At 71.2% G+C, this 16,417-nt stretch carries 19 protein-coding genes; 11 read left to right on the plus strand and 8 right to left on the minus strand.

Annotated elements, in window-relative coordinates:
• Together ADY59_RS40450 and xseA are read left to right on the plus strand one after the other, a co-directional pair.
• The coding region (locus ADY59_RS40450) for a hypothetical protein (RefSeq protein WP_049574474.1) at window positions 1-528 on the plus strand (528 nt) is incomplete at its 5' end.
• Window positions 529-554: 26 nt separating this feature from the next.
• Window positions 555-1,766: an exodeoxyribonuclease VII large subunit gene (xseA, locus tag ADY59_RS40455; RefSeq protein ID WP_049574477.1), complete on the plus strand. Its 1,212-nt coding sequence runs from the start codon at window positions 555-557 to the stop codon at window positions 1,764-1,766.
• On the opposite strand, the gene ADY59_RS40460 is transcribed toward xseA, so the two are convergent.
• Window positions 1,708-2,352: a TetR/AcrR family transcriptional regulator gene (locus ADY59_RS40460; protein ID WP_231619125.1), complete on the minus strand. Its 645-nt coding sequence runs from the start codon at window positions 2,350-2,352 to the stop codon at window positions 1,708-1,710. The two genes, xseA and ADY59_RS40460, sit on opposite strands and share 59 nt — an antisense overlap.
• 89 nt (window positions 2,353-2,441) lie before the next feature.
• Between ADY59_RS40460 and ADY59_RS40465 the strand changes: the two genes are divergently transcribed.
• Window positions 2,442-2,849, plus strand: a complete 408-nt coding sequence (locus ADY59_RS40465) for a nitroreductase family deazaflavin-dependent oxidoreductase (protein WP_049574482.1) — start codon at window positions 2,442-2,444, stop codon at window positions 2,847-2,849.
• On the opposite strand, the gene ADY59_RS40470 is transcribed toward ADY59_RS40465, so the two are convergent.
• From ADY59_RS40470 to ADY59_RS40480, 3 genes are read right to left on the minus strand one after another with little or no spacing between them, the layout of a single operon-like run.
• Complete coding sequence (locus ADY59_RS40470) at window positions 2,846-3,082, minus strand: exodeoxyribonuclease VII small subunit (protein WP_049574485.1); 237 nt, start codon at window positions 3,080-3,082, stop codon at window positions 2,846-2,848. The two genes, ADY59_RS40465 and ADY59_RS40470, sit on opposite strands and share 4 nt — an antisense overlap.
• A gap of 40 nt (window positions 3,083-3,122) precedes the next feature.
• Complete coding sequence (locus tag ADY59_RS40475; RefSeq protein WP_049574486.1) at window positions 3,123-3,662, minus strand: DUF4245 domain-containing protein; 540 nt, start codon at window positions 3,660-3,662, stop codon at window positions 3,123-3,125.
• Between the two features lie 10 nt (window positions 3,663-3,672).
• Entirely contained in the window at window positions 3,673-4,272 is a 600-nt protein-coding gene (locus ADY59_RS40480; RefSeq protein WP_049574489.1) for a TetR/AcrR family transcriptional regulator, read from the minus strand.
• 81 nt (window positions 4,273-4,353) lie between these two features.
• Between ADY59_RS40480 and glpX the strand changes: the two genes are divergently transcribed.
• Entirely contained in the window at window positions 4,354-5,388 is a 1,035-nt protein-coding gene (gene glpX / locus ADY59_RS40485) for a class II fructose-bisphosphatase (RefSeq protein WP_049574491.1), read from the plus strand.
• 3 nt (window positions 5,389-5,391) lie between these two features.
• Here glpX and ADY59_RS40490 read toward each other — a convergent pair whose 3' ends face one another.
• Window positions 5,392-6,006 carry a DUF1707 SHOCT-like domain-containing protein gene (locus ADY59_RS40490; protein WP_156326049.1) on the minus strand — a complete coding sequence of 205 codons (615 nt, stop codon included), beginning with the start codon at window positions 6,004-6,006 and terminating at the stop codon, window positions 5,392-5,394.
• Between the two features lie 131 nt (window positions 6,007-6,137).
• Between ADY59_RS40490 and ADY59_RS40495 the strand changes: the two genes are divergently transcribed.
• Window positions 6,138-6,785 (plus strand): DUF998 domain-containing protein, encoded by a 648-nt coding sequence (locus ADY59_RS40495; protein ID WP_082310773.1) that lies wholly within the window; start codon window positions 6,138-6,140, stop codon window positions 6,783-6,785.
• Between the two features lie 13 nt (window positions 6,786-6,798).
• Window positions 6,799-7,986: an MFS transporter gene (locus ADY59_RS40500; RefSeq protein WP_231619126.1), complete on the plus strand. Its 1,188-nt coding sequence runs from the start codon at window positions 6,799-6,801 to the stop codon at window positions 7,984-7,986.
• Here ADY59_RS40500 and ADY59_RS40505 read toward each other — a convergent pair.
• Both ADY59_RS40505 and pdxR read right to left on the minus strand, forming a co-directional pair.
• Window positions 7,970-8,926, minus strand: a complete 957-nt coding sequence (locus ADY59_RS40505) for a Gfo/Idh/MocA family protein (RefSeq protein ID WP_049574493.1) — start codon at window positions 8,924-8,926, stop codon at window positions 7,970-7,972. The two genes, ADY59_RS40500 and ADY59_RS40505, sit on opposite strands and share 17 nt — an antisense overlap.
• 22 nt (window positions 8,927-8,948) lie before the next feature.
• A complete protein-coding gene (gene pdxR / locus ADY59_RS40510; RefSeq protein WP_049574497.1) occupies window positions 8,949-10,313 on the minus strand; it encodes a MocR-like pyridoxine biosynthesis transcription factor PdxR in 1,365 nt (454 codons plus the stop codon).
• Between the two features lie 68 nt (window positions 10,314-10,381).
• Between pdxR and ADY59_RS40515 the strand changes: the two genes are divergently transcribed.
• Together ADY59_RS40515 and ADY59_RS40520 are read left to right on the plus strand one after the other, a co-directional pair.
• Window positions 10,382-11,299 (plus strand): DMT family transporter, encoded by a 918-nt coding sequence (locus ADY59_RS40515; protein ID WP_049574499.1) that lies wholly within the window; start codon window positions 10,382-10,384, stop codon window positions 11,297-11,299.
• Window positions 11,253-12,905: a fumarate hydratase gene (locus ADY59_RS40520; protein WP_049574501.1), complete on the plus strand. Its 1,653-nt coding sequence runs from the start codon at window positions 11,253-11,255 to the stop codon at window positions 12,903-12,905. Before ADY59_RS40515 ends, ADY59_RS40520 begins: the two co-directional genes overlap by 47 nt.
• Window positions 12,906-13,000: 95 nt before the next feature.
• Here the strand turns inward: ADY59_RS40520 and ADY59_RS40525 are convergent, their stop codons facing one another.
• A complete protein-coding gene (locus tag ADY59_RS40525) occupies window positions 13,001-13,189 on the minus strand; it encodes a DUF5999 family protein (protein WP_049574504.1) in 189 nt (62 codons plus the stop codon).
• A gap of 511 nt (window positions 13,190-13,700) precedes the next feature.
• Between ADY59_RS40525 and ADY59_RS40530 the strand changes: the two genes are divergently transcribed.
• The 3 genes from ADY59_RS40530 to ADY59_RS40540 form a co-directional block, all read left to right on the plus strand.
• On the plus strand, window positions 13,701-14,309 hold the full coding sequence (locus ADY59_RS40530; RefSeq protein ID WP_049574507.1) for a superoxide dismutase: 609 nt from the start codon (window positions 13,701-13,703) through the stop codon (window positions 14,307-14,309).
• A 70-nt stretch (window positions 14,310-14,379) separates the two neighbouring features.
• Window positions 14,380-15,492 (plus strand): serine/threonine-protein kinase, encoded by a 1,113-nt coding sequence (locus ADY59_RS40535; protein ID WP_049574509.1) that lies wholly within the window; start codon window positions 14,380-14,382, stop codon window positions 15,490-15,492.
• A 35-nt stretch (window positions 15,493-15,527) separates the two neighbouring features.
• The coding region (locus ADY59_RS40540; protein WP_049574511.1) for a serine/threonine-protein kinase at window positions 15,528-16,417 on the plus strand (890 nt) is incomplete at its 3' end.

Raw genomic sequence — 16,417 nt, forward strand, 5'->3', positions numbered from 1 at the left:
AACGAACCCCTGTTGACCCAGAAGTCCGGCTTGACGTGCACGAAGGCGCCCGCCGCCGCACCGGAGCCGACCGTCGCGAAGGAGCCGACCGCCGCGCCGGAGCCGGTTGTCGGGGCTGAGCCGGTCGCCGCTACCGTCGAGCCGGCGCTCGCGCCGGAGCCGGCCGTGGCCGAGCCGGTGACCATCACGAAGCCCGCGGCGGAGAAGCCGAAGGCCAAGCCCAGGGCCGCCAGGACGAAGGCGCCGAAGGCCGACAAGCTCGCCGAGGCGGTCGAGGCCACCCCGGCGAAGGAGGCCCCTGCGGAGGAGGTCGCCCCCGCCGTGGCCACCCCCGTGAAGGAGACCGCCCTGGCGGAGCCGATGCCCGGCTACTCGGAGCTGACCGTGGCCTCGCTGCGCGCCCGGATGCGCGGCAAGTCCGCCGAGCAGATCGGCGCCTGCCTCGCCTACGAGCAGGCCACCACGGCCCGTCCCGAGGTCGTGCGGATGTACGAGAACCGCCTGGCCAAGCTGCAGGCCGGGGAATAGTCGGCACGACACCGTAGGCTTCGGGCATGAGCTCGAAGACCACCCCCGAGGCGCCCCTGCCGGTCCGCACCGTCCTGCAGATGGTGGGCGGCTGGATCGGCAAGCTGGGCACGGTCTGGGTCGAGGGCCAGATCACCGACCTGAGCGCCCGCGGCGGCACGGTCTTCCTGACGTTGCGCGACCCGGTGGCCAACGTGTCGGCCAGGGTCACCGCCCCGCGCGGCGTCTACGAGGCGACCGAGCCGCGCCCGGCCGACGGCGCCAGGGTCGTCGTGCACGTCAAGCCGGACTTCTGGGTCAACAGGGGTTCGTTCGCCTTCACGGCGCTGGAGATCCGCCCGGTCGGCGTCGGCGAGTTGCTGGCCCGCCTTGAGCGGCTGCGCCGGCTGCTGGCGGCCGAGGGCCTGTTCAACGCCGACAGGAAGCGGCGGCTGCCGTTCCTGCCGGGCACGGTGGGGCTGATCTGCGGCCGCGACTCGGCGGCCGAGCGCGACGTGCTGGAGAACGCCAGGCGCCGCTGGCCCGCCGTGCGGTTCAAGGTCGAGGAGGTCGCGGTCCAGGGCCCCTACGCGGTGGGCGAGGTGACCGAGGCGCTGTCCAAGCTCGACGCCGACTCCTCGGTCGAGGTGATCGTCATCGCCCGGGGTGGGGGATCGCTGGAGGATCTGCTGCCCTTCTCCGACGAGACGCTGGTCAGGGCCGTGGCCGCGTCCCGCACCCCGGTGGTCAGTGCGATCGGCCACGAGCAGGACAGCCCGCTGCTCGACCTGGTGGCCGACGTCCGCGCGTCCACCCCGACCGACGCCGCCAAGAAGGTGGTGCCCGACGTCGGCGAGCAGCTCACTCTGGTGCGCCAGCTCCGTGACCGGGGCCGCAGGGTCGTGAGCGGCTGGCTCGACCGGGAGATGTCGTGGCTCACCTCGGTCCGCTCCCGTCCGTCGCTGGCCGATCCGGTGCGTGAGCTGGAGCGCCGCGCCGAGCAGGCCGAGGCGTTGCGCGACCGGGCCAGGCGCTCGCTGACGGCCTCGCTCGACCGGGCCGGCGACGATCTCACCCATGTGCGGGCCCGTCTGGTCGCCCTGTCGCCTGCGGCCACGCTGGAGCGCGGCTACGCCATCGTCCAGCATCCTTCGGGTGAGGTGGTCCGGCTGGCCGGGGAGATCGCGCCGGGCGCGCTGCTCACGGTCCGGCTTCCGGACGACCGCGTGACGGTGCGCGCGGAGCCTGCCGGGGAGTGAGCAGCGCCCGCGTCAGCTCGTCGAACCCGGCCTTGATCTCCTCGATGCCCAGCCCGCGTTCGTCGCGCTGATAGGAGATCAGCCGGGCGTTGACGGGCGCGAGGAGGGCGTCGGCCAGGAAGCCGGCGCGTGAGCCCGGCCTGGCCTGCGCGAGCAGCGTCGCCAGGTGCCGGTGGTGCACCCCGTACGGCCCGCTGAACCTGGCCTTGGGCGACGCGGTCTCCAGGAGCAGGAAAAGGTCGAGCTGGTCGACGATCCGGTCGACGAGCGCGGCGAGGAACGCCCTGATCCGCTCGGCGGGCTCGGCCCCCGGCCCGACCGGCGGCGGCCCGGTCATGAACGCTTCCTGGAAGCACCGTTCGCGCTCGTCGATGAGCGCGTAGACCAGCCCGGCGCGGTCGCCGAAGCGGCGGTAGACGGTGCCGACGCCCACGCACGCCTCGCGGGCGACCTCGTCGAGGGAGAGCTGGTCGGCTCCCCTGTCGGCGACCATTCGGGCGGCACACTCGATGATCTTCTGCCGGTTCCGCGCCGCATCGGCCCGCTCCGGCTGCGGCTGCCCGAGGACTGGCAACTGTCGGCGCACACGCAGAGCATAGCGATTGCAACCGGAGGAATCTCCGTTTAGGCTCCACGGTTGAGAACGGAGAGTTCTCCGATTAAGGGACGGTAAGCATGGCGAACGACTTCAACCAGCAGGTCATAGAGGAGTTCCGGGCCAACGCCGGCCGCGTGGGCGGCTACTTCGAAGGCTCTGACCTGGTGCTGCTCACCACGACCGGCGCCAAATCAGGCAAGCGGACGACGACTCCGGTGATGTATCTGAAGGACGGCGAGCGCTACATCGTCATCGCCTCCAACGCGGGCGCCGACCATCATCCCGCCTGGTATCACAACCTTCGCGCCACCCCGGGAGGCACGGCCGAGGTCGGCACGGAGACGTTCGAGGTGAAGGCCGACTTCATCGAGGGCGCCGAGCGTGACGAGATCTACGCGCGGATGGTGGCGATCGCCCCCGGGTTCGCCGAGTACGAGGCCAAGACGACCCGCCGCATCCCGGTCGTGGCCCTGCACCGGAGCTAGAACGGCGCGTCGTCGCCCACGGCGGCCGACGGGTCGGACCTGCGGGCCATGGCGGCGGCCAGCTTGACCCGGGCGCCCTGGAGCCACTCCTCGCAGATCGCGGCCAGCTTCTCGCCCCGCTCCCAGAGCTCGATGGACTGCTCCAGGGTGAGCCCGCCGGTCTCCAGCCGGCGCACCACCTCGGTCAGCTCTTCGCGGGCCTGCTCGTATGAGGGTGCCTTGTCGTCTGCCACGCCCCCAACCCTAGGGGCCGCCGCTGACAGAACACGCACTTCACGGGGCGGCGGGCTTGGGGCGCTGTTCCAGCGCGGTGGCGAGCTGCCCCAGCTCCGGCCAGTCGGCCGTGCCCGTGATCACCAGCGTCACGTCGGGCAGGAAGCGGATCAGCGTCCGCTGGTTCTTGTCCTCGCGGAAGCGCCGCTCCCACTGCTGGCCGTTGACGTCCTGGGTGCCGACCGGCTTGTCGGAGTTGGCCATCCGGCTGGCGAACCCGGCCGCCGGCTTCTCGTCGCTCTGGATGAGCATGGCGTGCTGACGGGCCTTGGTGGCGTAGCCGACGTGCAGCACCTGGGCCTTGCCCTCGCCCTTGGCGATCCGGTTGCTGTTGGGGGTCCAGCCTTCGGGGTCCTTGACGGGGGCCCACACCTGGTAGGGCACCGTACGGGCGTAGTTGGCGACCGTGATCGAATAGTCGAGCCTCGGGATGTGCTCACCCTGGCTGCGCGGGGTGATGAGCAGGAACAGCCCCACCGCCGCGAAACAGACGAACAGGGCTACCGCGTAGCCGTAGAAACCTTCGGTGAACCGTCGCACCTTGGCGAGGTTACCCGGTCACCCAGCCGGTCGGGCGAATGCGTCCGACGATGGCCAGGACGTCGTCGGCCAGCGTCCGGTCGCCCGTCTGCACGACCTCGGTGACGGCCGCGGCCAGCGCCCCGGTGATGACGACGACCAGGGCGTTCTCGGAGTCGTCGAAGAGCGCGGCGTTGCGCCTGGCCCAGGTGCGCAGCCGGTCGCGCATGACGACCTCGAAGCCGGGCGGCCCGTCGCCGCGCATGAAGAGCGCGGCGAGCTCGCGCTCTTCGAGGCACCCGTCGAGATAGGCGCGGGCAGCGCCGACGAAGACCCGCATGGGATCGGTCTCGCCGCTGTCGCGCACGTCGCGGGCGGCCTGCTTGGTCCGCTGCGTCTGCCTGGCCTGGAACTCCTCGAACAGTGTCAGGTAGAGGTCGGCCTTGCCGGCGAAGTGGTGGTAGAGGCTGCCCACACTGGCCTCCGCCTTGGCCACCACGTCGGTGACGCCGGCCTCGGCGAAGCCCTTGGAGACGAACACGTCACGGGCGGCCCGCAGGAGAGCGGTGCGCGTGGCCGCGCCGCGCTCGGAGGTGCGGGCTGTGACCGGCTGTTCCACATCGCTGCTCATGGCTGGCACATTATCCTCCGCTGACCGGGGATACAGGGACAACTACGATCGGGATAGTCGTCCACGAGGAGGCCCTTCATCATGTCCGATCAGACGTCGGTTCCGGCAGCACTGGCTACGGGCGAGCACGCCCCTGACCGGAATCTTGCCATGGAGCTCGTACGCGTTACAGAGGCGGCGGCGATGGCGGCCGCCCGCTGGGTCGGCAGGGGGGACAAGAACGGCGCCGACGGGGCCGCGGTCAACGCGATGCGCCAGCTGATCAACACCGTGTCGATGAACGGGGTGGTGGTGATCGGCGAGGGTGAGAAGGATCACGCCCCGATGCTGTTCAACGGGGAGCGGGTCGGCGACGGCGGCGGCCCCGAGTGCGACGTGGCGGTCGACCCGATCGACGGCACCCGGCTGACCGCGCTGGGCATGCCCGACGCGGTGTCGGTGATCGCGGTGAGCGAGCGCGGGTCCATGTACGACCCGTCGGCCGTGTTCTACATGGAGAAGCTGGTGACCGGGCCGGAGGCGGCCGACGTGGTCGACATCGAGGCGCCGGTGGCGGCCAACATCGCCGCGGTGGCCAAGGCCAAGCACTGCTCGGCGGCCGACGTCACGGTGGTGATCCTCGACCGGCCCCGGCACGAGCGGCTGGTCAAGGAGATCAGGGAGACGGGCGCGCGGATCAAGTTCATCACCGACGGCGACGTGGCGGGCGCGATCATGGCGGCGCGCGGCGGCACCGGCATCGACCTGATGCTCGGCATCGGCGGCACGCCGGAGGGCATCGTGGCGGCCTGCGCGCTCAAGTGCCTGGGCGGCGTCATCCAGGGCAAGCTGTGGCCGCGCGACGACGCCGAGCGGGGCCGGGCGATCGACGCCGGCCACGACCTGAGCCAGGTGCTGACCACCAACGACCTGGTCAGGTCCGACGACGTGTTCTTCGCCGCGACAGGCATCACCAAGGGCGAGCTGATGGAGGGCGTACGGTTCCGCGGCGGGGCGGCGGTGACCCAGTCGCTGGTCATGCGCGGGCGCTCGGGCACGATCCGCAAGGTGGAGAGCGAGCACCAGCTGTGGAAGCTGCGCGCCTACAGCGCGATCAACTTCGACACGGCGGGCTGAGCCTCAGCGGCGGCGCTTGCGCTTGGGCGGTTCCTTGACCTTGACCTCGCCGGCGAAGTTGCTGGTGTGCACCTCGACGACGGGGGCGCCGGGCTCGGTGGGCTGTTTGGTGAGCCGTACGGTCTTGTCCTTGGTGACGCGGATGACCTCCAGGTCCTCCGGCACGTGGATCTCCAGGCCGCCGAAGACCAGGGTGGCGTTGATGACGATGCGCCGGTTCTGCAGGATCGCGTCACGCAGGTCGAGCTTGGTGGTGCCGAACATGGCGGTCACCGACAGCTCGGCCGGCACCACCCAGCGGCCGCCGCGCTCCTGCTTCTTGAAGACGGCGGAGACGGGCCGGCCGTCGAGGTTGAGCGGCTGCTCGTCGGCGGGCAGCAGGTCGGCGGTGAGCTGGGCGAGGTCCCCGAGCGTACGCGCCGCGTAGAGCGTGGTGAGGCGCTCCTCCAGCTCCTCCAGCGTGAGGCGGCCGTCGGCGTGGGCGTCCTGGAGCACCTGGGCGATGCGTTCACGGTCGGCGTCGGAGGCACGCAGTTCGTGTGGCTGGGGCGCGCCTTCCCTGGCCGGGCGGCGGGCGGACACCCACTCCTCGGCCAGGCGCTCACCGACTTCTTGCAAGCGTGGCAACCAGGATCCGGGGCGTTCGTTCACACTTCTGACAATATCTGGCGCTCCGCCGGAGCGGGCCCCGGAATCTCCCGGAGATTACGGCCGTTGAGCCGATCAGACGGGCGGCGAGAGGGGTGGTCGTGCATCGGTCGGCACGCTGGGGGCTGGGCGCGGTGGGCGCCGGGGCGGCCCTGATCGTGGGTCTCGATCTGGCCGCGCTCGGCGAGATGAACCCGCTGCGCCGCACGATCAGCGAGCACGGCCTGGGCGAGCAGGGCTGGATCTTCGGGCTGGGGGTCGCGCTGCTGGCGGTGGGCTCGGCCGCGATCGGCCTGTCGCTGGCGCGCCGGCGGCTGGCCGGGGTCGTGGGCACGGTGGCGCTGATGGCGTGGAGCGCCGGGCTGCTGGTGACCGCCTGTTTCCCGAAACATGACTGGTCGGTGGGGCCTTCGCTGAGCGGCAGCATCCATCGGGCGGGCAGCGTGATCGCCTTCCTCAGCCTGCCGCTGGCGGTGCTGATCATCGCCCGGCCGTGGCGGGCGGAGCGGCACCGGGCGTCGCTGGCCGCGTTCGCGTTCGGGATCGTGGCGGTGCTGTGGGTGCTGGGCATGGGCGCGGTGGTCATGGTGGGCGCGCGCAGCGGTCTGGCATGGTGGCAGGTGATGCCGCTCGGCCTGGTCGAGCGGTGCCTGGCCGCGATCGAGGTGATCGCGCTGGCCGCGCTCGGCGTGTGGGCGGCGAGGAAGCCGGTGGGCCTGGTGGAGGAGACGGAGAGCGGGCTAACCTGACCCAGCCTCACGTTTGATCTCCCCCCATCTGGAGGCCGCCGTGCCGTCCCCGCGTGATCGCCAAGCCCGCCTCGCGACGTTCGCCGTCTACGCCGTGCAGGGGCTCTCCTTCGCCACGCTGCTCACCCAGGTGGCCCATCTGCAGGACAAGCACGGGCTCGACACGGGGGCGCTGACGATACTGCTGCTCATCGTGCCGGTCTTCGCCGGGGTCGGCAGCGTGAGCGCCGGCTCGATCGCGGCCCGGCTGGGCAGCAAGGCGCTGCTGCGTGTAGCCCAGCCCGCGGTGGCCGCCGCCGTCGTGCTCGCCGGGCTCGCGCCGAACGTGCCGCTGCTGGTGCCGGCGCTGCTGCTGTTCGGCGTGGCGGTAGGCGCCGTCGACGCGGGCATGAACATGCAGGGCGTGGCGGTCGAGCGCCGCTACGGCAGGGCCGTGCTCAACGGCTTCCACTGCCTGTGGAGCGTGCTCAGCCTGGCCGGGGCGCTGTGGGTGTCGGCGGTGGGCGACGGCCTGCCGCTGGAGGCGGTCATGGCGATCCCCATGGTCCTGGCCGTCGCGGGCTCCCTCTACGCCGGCCCGAAGCTCTACACGGCGGCCGAGGAGCAGGTGGCTCCGGAGACGGCCACCGCCGGCGGCCGCGTCCCGTTCCGGCCGATCCTCCCGCTCTGCCTGGCGATGGCCTTCCTGTACGTCGGGGACGCGGCGGTGTCGAACTTCTCCACGGTCTTCATGCAGGACACGATGGCCGCCGACGCCCGGGTGATCCCGCTGGCCTACGCCGCCTACCAGGCGACGACGCTGCTGGTGCGGCTCGCCGGCGACCTGGCCGTCAGGAAGTACGGCCCGGCGAGCATCGTCAGGCTCGGCGGCGCGATCGCCACCCTGGGCTTCCTGGGGATCGTGGCGGCGCCCAGCCAGCCGTTGGCCGTGGTGGCGTTCGGGCTGACGGGCGTGGGGCTGTCGGTGGTGGCGCCGCAGTCGTTCTCGGCGGCGGGCAAGCTCGACCCGGCGGGCACCGGCAACGCGATCGCCCTGGTCAACCTGTTCAACTACGTGGGCTTCATCGTCGGCTCCGCGCTGGTGGGCGCGATCGCCGAGGCGGCCGACATGCGGGTCGCGTTCGCCGCGCCGCTCGTGCTGGCCGCCGCGATCATCCTGCTGGCCCGCGGGTTCGCGCCCCGGGTCAGGGCCGGGGCGTAGTCGCCTCACGGACCTCCGCGACCTCGACCGGGCGGCGTTCGCGGCGGGACAGCTCGGCGGCCTCGGCGACGTACAGGGCGGCCAGGGCGTCCTCGATCGGGCACAGGCCGGGGGCGCCGCGCAGGAACGCGTCGATCTCGGCGGCGTAGGCGGTGGCGAAGCGGGTGACGAAGTCGGGCCACGCCTCGCCCGGCGGCTGCAGCCCCTCGGTGGAGGACAGCGGGGCGCGCGGGCCCAGGCCGACGGCCCAGGTGCCGAGGGTGCCCGCCAGTTCCATGCGGACGTCGTACCCGGCGCCGTTGTATCGCGAGCCCTGCACGGTGGCCAGCGTGCCGTCGTCGAGGGTGAGCAGGGCGGCGCTGGTGTCGACGTCGCCCGCCTCGGCGAAGAAGGCGGCGCCCCGGTTCGCGCCGGTCGCGTACACCGTGACCACCTCGCGGCCGGTCACCCAGCGCAGGATGTCGAAGTCGTGGATGTGGCAGTCGCGGTAGATGCCGCCGGACTGCGGGATGTAGGCGGCGGGCGGCGGCGCGGGGTCGGCGGTGATCAGGTGCACCCGGTGCAGCTCCCCCAGTTCACCCTCACGCAGCGCGGCGCGGGCGGCGGCGTAACCGGCGTCGAAGCGGCGCTGGAAGCCGATCTGCACCCGGTGGCCGCGGGCCGCCTCCAGCACCTCGGCCGTCTCCTTGACGTCGCCCGCGACCGGTTTCTCGCAGAAGGCCGGGATGCCGCGCCGGCAGGCTTCGCGCAGCAGCGCGGCGTGCGTGCCGGTCGGCGTGGCGATCACCACGGCGTCGGCCTCGAACGGGTCGCCGGGCCTGCCGTGCGGTGAGCTCCGCACCGGGTCGGCCACGATCAGGTCGTCGACCAGCGGATGCGCGGCCAGCGTGGCCGCATGGAAGGCACCGATCCTGCCCAGCCCGAGCAATCCCACGCGCATGGCTTCTTTCTAGGCGAGCACCTCAGTTTTGTCCAGACATTCTGACCTTCAGACCTAGTACGGCCTCCACGGCCTTGCGCGCGGGCAGCCGGGCGAACCCGACCACGACGGCCGGCGGACCTGCGGACGAGCGCATCGGCGCGACGGCCTCGGCGGACAGGCCCAGCTCCAGCGCGGCCGCCGCCACCCGGTCCTCGTCCCAGCCGGGCGGCAGGTCCAGGTAGACGTGCAGCCCGGCCTCGATGCCGCGCACCCGGACGCCGGGCGCGTGCTCGGCCAGCGCGAGGACCAGCGCGTCGCGACGGCGGTGATACTCGCGGCGCATCCGGCGCAGGTGCTTGTCGTAGCCGCCGGTGCGCAGGAAGTGCGCCAGCGCGTACTGCTCGATCACCGGGGAGCCGAGGTCGAGCTCGCCCCGGGCGCGGCGCACGGCGTCGGCGAGGTGGGCGGGGGCGACCACCCAGCCGAGGCGCAGGCCCGGCGCCAGCGCCTTGCTGACGCTGCCGGACAGGATCACCCGGTCGGGCGCGAGGCCCTGCAGGCAGCCGACGGGGTCGCGGTCGAAGCGGAACTCGGCGTCGTAGTCGTCCTCCAGGATCGTCCGGTCACCCTCGCGGGCCCACTCCAGCAGCGCGGCCCGCCGCGCCGGCGACAGCACCACCCCGGTCGGGAACTGGTGCGCCGGGGTGACCAGGACCGAGTCGGCCCGCCGCGCCCGCAGCGCGGCGACGTCGAGCCCCTGCTCGTCCACCGGGACGGGCACCAGCTGGGCGCCGGCCCGGCGCAGCAGGGGCGCCTGGCGGTGGCTGCTGGGGTCCTCGACGGCCAGCGCGGTACGGGTGAGCACGTGCAGGATCAGGCTGAGGCCCTGGGCGACGCCGCCGACGACGACCAGGTTCTCGGGGCGCACGTCGGCCGCGCGCACCCGCCTGAGGTATCCGGCCAGCTCCTCGCGGAGCTCGGGGACGCCGCCGGGGTCGCCGTAGTCGAGGGCGTCGGCGGGCACGGTGGCGAGGACGTGCCTGACCGAGGCCAGCCAGCGTTCGCGGGGGAAGTGGCCGAGGTCCGGGGAGGTGGGCCGGTGGCCGTAGTAGGGGGCGCGCGTCACGGGGGCCGGGTCCTCGACGGCCGGGGCGCGGGCGGCCGCCGGGGCGACCTGGGTGCCGGAGCCGACGCGGGAGATCAGGAAGCCTTCGGCGACGAGCTGCTCGTACGCCTCCACCACCACGCCCCGGGAGACCCGCAGGTCGGCGGCGAGGTCGCGGGAAGCGGGCAGCCGGGTGCCGGGGGTGAGGCGGCCGAGCCGGATGGAGTCGCGCAACTCGGAGGCGATCTGCCCAGCAATCGCCCCTTTATCCCGATTTATCGTGATATGAAGGTCGGCCATATTGGTCCTGTTTTATCTCGATGCTTTGGACTATTTGTGGAGACCATTGGCTTCCTAGCATGCCTTACATGAGAAACGGAGTCGCCGGGGCCGCTGCCGCCATGTTCCTCGTAGGGACGCTGGCCGGAGTGTCCGGGCTGGTCAACGACTATCCCGTGTACGGCGGGCAAGCTGTGCGATACCTGCTCGCGGCGGTCATCCTGATCGCGGTGACGTGGGTGATGAAGCTGCGGTTCGTCCGGCTGACCGGCCGGGAGTGGCTGTTGCTCGGCGCACTGACGCTGGTCGGGCTGGCGATCTTCAACGTGTGCGTGATCGAGTCCACCCGGGAGTCGGGCCCGGCCCTGGTCGGCACCGTGCTCGGCACCGTGCCGCTCTGGCTGGCCATCGCCGGCGGCAGGCCCGCGCCACGGGTGCTGGCCGGCGCCACGGTGGTGGTCGCCGGGGCGACGCTCGCCACCGGGCTCGGCAGCGGCAACCTGCCCGGCCTGCTGTGGGCGCTCGGCGCCCTGGTGGGCGAGGTGGGCTTCTCGCTGCTGGCGCTGCCGCTGCTGCCCAAGCTGGGGGCGATCCGGGTGTCGACGTACTCGACGGTCCTGGCCGTGCCCATGCTGGCCGCGATCGGGCTGGTACGTGAGGGGACGGGGATGTTCCGTACGCCGACGCTCGCCGAGACGCTGGGCTTCGGCTACCTGGCCATCGTGGTGACCGTGGTGGCGTTCCTGCTCTGGTACACCTCGCTGCCCAAGCTCGGGCCGGGGCCGGCGGGGCTGTTCGCCGGGCTGATCCCCGTGGGGGCCATCAGCACCGGTCTGGTGCTCGGCATCGCCACGCCGTCCGGCTTCGACCTGCTCGGCGCGGGGCTGGTGATCGTCGGCATCCTCATCGGCCTCACCACCGCGCGGCGGACGGCGCGCGGGAGCGCGTACCCTACTGACCATGCCGGACTTCGACTACACCGATCTGCTTCCCCTGGGCGCCGATGACACGGAATATCGGCTCATCACCTCGGACGGGGTGAAGAAGATCGAAGCGGCCGGGCGGACCTTCCTCGAAGTGGAGCCGGAGGCGCTGCGCCTGCTCACCGAGACGGCGATCCACGACATCTCCCACTTCCTCCGCCCGTCGCATCTCGCTCAGCTCCGCAAGATCGTCGATGACCCCGAGTCCAGCGGCAACGACCGGTTCGTCGCGCTCGACCTGCTGAAGAACGCCTCCATCTCGGCCGGCGGCGTGCTGCCCATGTGCCAGGACACCGGCACCGCGATCGTCATGGGCAAGCGCGGGCGCCACGTGCTGACCGACGGGGCCGACGCCGAGCACCTGTCGCGCGGCGTGTACGACGCCTACACCAGGCTCAACCTGCGCTACTCCCAGATGGCCCCGCTGACCATGTGGGAGGAGAAGAACACCGGCAGCAACCTCCCGGCGCAGATCGAGCTCTACGCCGAGGACCCGCACGGCCACCCGGACGAGTACAAGCTACTGTTCATGGCCAAGGGCGGCGGCTCGGCCAACAAGTCGTTTCTCTACCAGGAGACGAAGGCCGTACTCAACGAGAAGCGGATGATGGCCTTCCTGGAGGAGAAGATCCGCTCGCTCGGCACCGCCGCGTGCCCGCCGTACCACCTCGCGGTCGTCGTCGGCGGCACGTCCGCCGAGTACGCGCTCAAGACGGCCAAGTACGCCAGCGCCCGCTACCTCGACTCGATCCCCACCGAGGGCTCGGCGTCCGGGCACGGCTTCCGCGACCTGGAGCTGGAGGCGAAGGTCTTCGAGCTGACGCAGAAGCTCGGCATCGGGGCGCAGTTCGGCGGCAAGTACTTCTGCCACGACGTACGGGTGATCCGGCTGCCCAGGCACGGCGCGTCCTGCCCGGTGGCCATCGCGGTGTCGTGCTCGGCCGACCGGCAGGCGCTGGCCAAGATCACGCCGGAGGGCGTGTTCCTGGAGAAGCTGGAGACCGATCCGGCGCGGTTCCTGCCCGAGACCACCGACGAACACCTGTCGGACGACGTCGTCTCCATCGACCTCAACCGCCCGATGGCGGACATCCTCGCCGAGCTCACGAAATACCCGGTCAAGACGCGTCTGTCGCTCACCGGCCCGCTCGTGGTCGCCCGCGACATCGCGCACGCCAAGATCGGCGAGCTGCTCGACAACGGCGGCGAGATGCCGCAATACCTGAAAGACCACGCGGTCTACTACGCGGGCCCGGCCAAGACACCCGAGGGCTACGCCTCCGGCTCGTTCGGCCCGACCACCGCGGGGCGCATGGACTCCTACGTCGAGCGCTTCCAGGCGGCCGGCGGCTCGATGGTGATGCTGGCCAAGGGCAACCGCTCCCAGCAGGTCACCGACGCCTGCAAGCAGTACGGCGGCTTCTACCTGGGCTCCATCGGCGGCCCGGCGGCGCGCCTGGCGCAGGACTGCATCAAGAAGGTCGAGGTGCTCGAATATCCCGAGCTCGGCATGGAGGCCGTGTGGAAGATCGAGGTCGTCGACTTCCCCGCGTTCATCGTGGTCGACGACAAGGGTGACGATTTCTTCACCGACCGCACGGGGCCGGTGCTGAGCATCGGACGGCGCTGAGCCGGACGCGTCAGGGTGCCGGGTAGGGGACAGGGCCGCCCGGCACCGGCGCGCGACGCCCCCGTCGCGCTCGGTCTACGCCCGGATCGTCACGCTCACGCGGCCACCGGCACCCGGTGCGGCGCCACGACGCTGCCGTCGGGCAGCAGCAGGCCGGTGTCCTCGAACAGCACGACACCGTTGCAGAGCAGGCTCCAGCCCTGGTCGGGGTGGGCCGAGATCACGTGCGCGGCCTCACGATCGGCGGACACGGAGTTCGGACAAGTGGGGACGTGACTGCACATCGTGCACCTCTCAGATGGCGCTCCTGGTTTCTGATCTTAGTAGGGCAGCTGGCGCCCGGACGGCGTGCGAAGGTCCAGTGAGGCTCCGCTCGGCCTGCGGGGCCGGCGGCGAACCTGGATCTGGCGCATCTTCACCACGTCCCTCGATGGTTGTCAGTTGCTGTCGAGCCTCGGGCTGATGCCTTCATTGTGACGATTGGCACCGACAGATTCGGCCTCCTTATGTGCCTTCCTGCCCGATGGATCCAGCATGCCCCCGCTCCCTTACCACAGCCTTACAACTTGCTGACGTGCCCCCAGAGTTCCCGTCAGCAATCACTGCCCAGCCGTTACCGGTCGGCGTGTCTAAGAGGAGGCGAAGCGCGGCCACCCGGACGGGCGGTGTGAGCCGTCCGCCCGGGTGAGAACCGAGCTGCGCTCCCATGCTGCCGGACCGGAGTCCTAGGTCGCAAGGCTGATGCAATTGCGAATCACTTGCAATAGTGTCGTGATCAACATCGGAGGAGGACACATGGGCGATTACCGCCTTCCGGACATGCCTTACGACTACGCGGCACTGGAGCCCGCCATCACCGGCGAGATCCTGGAGCTGCATCACGCCAAGCACCACGCCGCCTACGTCAAGGGCGCCAACGACACGCTGGAGCGGCTGGCCGAGGCCCGCGACAAGGGCGAGTTCGGCGGCCTCGTCGGACTGGAGAAGACGTTCGCGTTCAACCTGTCCGGGCACGTACTGCACTCGATCTTCTGGCAGAACCTCTCGCCCGACGGCGGCGACCGGCCCGACGGGGCCCTCAGGGACGCCATCGACGAGCACTTCGGCACGTTCGAGGCCTTCCAGAAGCAGCTCACCACCGCCACCGCGTCGGTGCAGGGGTCCGGCTGGGGCGTGCTGGCGTGGGAGCCGCTCGGCCGGCGGCTGGTCGTCGAACAGGTGTACGACCACCATGGCAACGTGGGCATGAACACCACGCCGCTGCTCGTGTTCGACGCCTGGGAGCATGCCTACTACCTGCAGTACCGCAACGTGCGCCCGGACTATGTGGAGAAGCTCTGGGGCCTGATCAACTGGGAGGATGTGGCCGCCAGGTTTACTGACGTCACCGGTCAGACCGGTTGACTTGGATTCGCAACAAATTATCGGCCACGCCTCTACTGGTGGGTTTACACAAATAGGTAAGCTGCCAGGCATGCGTGCGCCCTCCGGTTACCTCCTCGCCGCGCGCTATCGGCTCGTGGAGCCGGTCGGACGCGGCGGCATGGGCACCGTGTGGCGGGCGCACGACGAGTTGCTCAACCGCGAGGTGGCGGTCAAGGAAGTACGCCTGCCCACCGTGCTCGACGAGGAGCTGCGCGCCGAGCTGTGCGCACGCACCGAGCGCGAGGGCCGGGCCACCGCGATGGTCGCGCACCCCTCGGTCATCACCGTCTTCGACGTGGTCACCGAGGACGACCGGCCGTGGATCGTGATGGAGCTGCTCCGGGCCAAGTCCCTGGAGCAGCTCATCCAGGAGGAAGGACCGCTCCAGCCCAGGCACGCCGCCGAGATCGGCCGCCAGATCCTCGGCGCGCTGCGCGCCGTGCACGCCAAGGGCATCCTGCACCGCGACGTCAAGCCCAGCAACGTGCTGGTGACCGAGGACCGCGCCGTGCTCACCGACTTCGGGCTGGCCGCGCTCGAAGGCGACGTCTCCATCACCCAGGCCGGCATCGTGCTCGGCTCCGCCGGCTACATCGCTCCAGAGCGGGTCCTCGGCTCCAAGGCCAGCCCCGCCGCCGACCTGTGGTCGCTCGGCGCGACCCTCTACACCGCCGTCGAAGGCCGGGGCCTGCACGGACGCCGTACGGCAGCCGCCGCGCTGGCGGCGTTGACCAGCGGCGAGCCCATCCCGATGAGCAAGGCGGGGCCGCTCGCCCCGGTGCTCGACGCGCTGCTGCGCATCAACCCGCACACCCGGCTCGACTCCGTGCGCGCCTCCCTCATGCTCGCCCGCGTGGCGGCGGGCGGCTCCGCCGAGGAACCGCTGACCCCGCGCAAGTCGCCGCGCCCCGCCATGGTGCTCACCGCGCCGTCTTTCCCACGCCGGCCCGCGCACCGCGGGCTCCACCGGGCCGACGTCACCACCTCGGCGACGGTGAGCGTGCCCGTCCAGCGGCAGGACCGCAGAGCGGGTGAGGGAGTTCACAGGAAAAGAGTGGAAGCCCGGCCTGCTCCGTCCGCTTATGCCCGCTTGAAAGCGACGGTGATAAAGTTGTTCCTTCCTCGGCGGTTCTGGCCAAGAGAACTTCGCAAGCGAGGTTAAAGCACTTCCCAAGCGAGAATCGATATCTTCTTCTCATGCCGGAACAGCAGACGCGCCTGCTAGCGGAGCGTTACGAGCTCATCTCGCCCCTCGGCCGGGGCACCATGGGCACCGTGTGGCGTGCCCGCGACCGCGCCCTCGGCCGCGAAGTGGCGGTCAAGGAGATCCGCCAGGATCCCGGGCTCACCGAGGAGCAACGCGCCGAACTGCGCGAACGCATGGTCCGCGAAGGGCGCATCGCCGCCCGCATCAGCCACCCGGCCGTCGCCGCCATCCACGACGTGCTCATCCACGACAACAGCCCGTGGATCATCATGGAACTCATCGAGGCCCGCTCCCTGGAGCAGGTGATCGACGAGGAAGGACCGCTGCCGCCCCGGCTCGTCGCCGAGATCGGCGTCGACCTCCTCGGCGCGCTGCGCGCCGCGCACGCCCAGGGCATCACGCACCGCGACGTCAAACCCGGCAACGTGCTCATCACCGAGAGCGGCCGCGTCGTGCTCACCGACTTCGGCATCGCCAAGGCCGAAGGCGACTCCCGCCTCACCAGGACCGGCATGGTGATCGGCTCCCCCGGCTACACGGCCCCGGAACGTGCCAGAGGCGAATACACCGGGCCCGAGTCGGACATCTGGTCGCTCGGGGCCACGCTCTACTTCGCCGTCGAAGGACGGCCCGCGTACGAGCGGTCCACGATCGCCGAAACGCTGGCGGCGCTCCTCAGCGAGAGCGCCGACCCGCCCACCCAGGCCGGCCAGCTGCGTCCCGTGCTCGACGGGCTCCTGCACAAGAACTACAAGAAGCGGCTCAACGCCCCCAAGGCGGAGACCATGCTGCGGATGGTCGCCGACACGCCGACCAGCGAGATGCCGGCGATCACCGCCGAGGTCCTGAACCAGGAGTCCCCTGTGCCCCACCCCTCCCC

Source organism: Nonomuraea sp. SBT364 (assembly GCF_001083785.1).
Classification (GTDB): domain Bacteria; phylum Actinomycetota; class Actinomycetes; order Streptosporangiales; family Streptosporangiaceae; genus Nonomuraea.

Bases quoted from the DNA above. Each gene is read 5' to 3' on its own strand.
- ADY59_RS40525 (WP_049574504.1), bottom strand. From the start codon at position 13,189: ATGTGCAGTCACGTCCCCACTTGTCCGAACTCCGTGTCCGCCGATCGT.
- ADY59_RS40520 (WP_049574501.1), top strand. From the start codon at position 11,253: ATGCCGGACTTCGACTACACCGATCTGCTTCCCCTGGGCGCCGATGAC.
- ADY59_RS40480 (WP_049574489.1), bottom strand. From the start codon at position 4,272: ATGAGCAGCGATGTGGAACAGCCGGTCACAGCCCGCACCTCCGAGCGC.
- glpX (WP_049574491.1), top strand. From the start codon at position 4,354: ATGTCCGATCAGACGTCGGTTCCGGCAGCACTGGCTACGGGCGAGCAC.
- ADY59_RS40530 (WP_049574507.1), top strand. From the start codon at position 13,701: ATGGGCGATTACCGCCTTCCGGACATGCCTTACGACTACGCGGCACTG.
- ADY59_RS40515 (WP_049574499.1), top strand. From the start codon at position 10,382: ATGAGAAACGGAGTCGCCGGGGCCGCTGCCGCCATGTTCCTCGTAGGG.
- pdxR (WP_049574497.1), bottom strand. From the start codon at position 10,313: ATGGCCGACCTTCATATCACGATAAATCGGGATAAAGGGGCGATTGCT.
- ADY59_RS40465 (WP_049574482.1), top strand. From the start codon at position 2,442: ATGGCGAACGACTTCAACCAGCAGGTCATAGAGGAGTTCCGGGCCAAC.
- ADY59_RS40535 (WP_049574509.1), top strand. From the start codon at position 14,380: ATGCGTGCGCCCTCCGGTTACCTCCTCGCCGCGCGCTATCGGCTCGTG.
- xseA (WP_049574477.1), top strand. From the start codon at position 555: ATGAGCTCGAAGACCACCCCCGAGGCGCCCCTGCCGGTCCGCACCGTC.
- ADY59_RS40505 (WP_049574493.1), bottom strand. From the start codon at position 8,926: ATGCGCGTGGGATTGCTCGGGCTGGGCAGGATCGGTGCCTTCCATGCG.